The sequence below is a fragment of the Kitasatospora nipponensis genome (assembly GCF_039528135.1).
GTDB classification, from domain to species: Bacteria; Actinomycetota; Actinomycetes; order Streptomycetales; family Streptomycetaceae; genus Kitasatospora; species Kitasatospora nipponensis.
The window spans coordinates 1-550 of sequence record NZ_BAAALF010001046.1 but is presented as its reverse complement, the minus strand read 5'-3'; the positions used below and the strand labels follow the sequence as shown (position 1 = coordinate 550).

Sequence of the window (550 nt, the reverse complement as noted above, 5' to 3'; positions counted from 1 at the left end):
GCCACTCTGGTGTTCAGGTAGGCAGCACGCGTCCAGCGGCTGGAGTCCTTGCCATCGGTGATCCGGCCTTGCCACGAATAGGTTTTCCCCCAAGACAGGGTGTCGTCCGGGACGGACCAGACTCCCTCGTCGAGCCAGCCGGAGGACGTGCAGTTGTCCCCGCCCTCGTCACAAATCCGGAACTCGTACTGCACGCCATCCCCCGGCCAGTCGTCCCGGTCCTGTCTTTCCAGCAACAGAGGGGGGGGGAGTGACCCCGCGTCGTAGTCGCTGGGCGGCGACATCGACTCGACCTCGGGAACCTGGTTCGGGATGGTGAGCTTCACCTTTGCCGACATCGGCACGTCGTTCCACGAGAATCGGGTCTCTCCCCGCTTGGCCATGTCCCAGCGAATCGTGTAATCGCCCGGTGGTAAGGACTTCACCCGCGCATCAACCGTCGCGGACTGTCCCGGCTCGACCCTCTTGGACATCTTCGTGAACGCTGCCCACTCCTGGTATGGCAGCTCGTTCCCGTCGCCGTCCCAGATCCGGTAGCCGAGGTCGTACC

The 550-nt window shown here is 64.2% G+C and carries 1 protein-coding gene; it reads right to left on the bottom strand.

Annotated features, from left to right (window positions below; all coding sequences use genetic code 11):
- Nucleotides 1–550 (bottom strand): hypothetical protein (locus tag ABD323_RS44785; protein ID WP_344447699.1); only part of this gene is annotated, 550 nt, incomplete at both ends.